A 215-nucleotide genomic window follows, 5' to 3' on the forward strand; every position below is an offset into this window, starting at 1 on the left:
AAACTCTAAAGAAGATGGCACCAAACAGGATACTAATAAACAAGCGCAAGATCCAGTAGCTAAACCTGTTACTGACAATCCGGAGCAAGACCCAGCAACTAAACCTGTTACTGATAATCCGGAACAAAACCCAGCAGCTAAAATTGCTACTGACAATCCAGAACAAAAGCTAGCAAGCGACCCTGCTGAGAATACAAATTCAGGTCCAAAGCAAA

General features: G+C 42.3%; 1 protein-coding gene. It reads left to right on the forward strand.

What is annotated here, in order from left to right; genetic code table 11:
• Nucleotides 1–215 (forward strand): hypothetical protein (locus MR107_RS31180; RefSeq protein ID WP_242293238.1); only part of this gene is annotated, 215 nt, incomplete at both ends.

It is taken from the genome of Bacillus cereus group sp. BfR-BA-01441 (assembly GCF_022663075.1).
Lineage (GTDB): Bacteria > Bacillota > Bacilli > Bacillales > Bacillaceae_G > Bacillus_A > Bacillus_A cereus.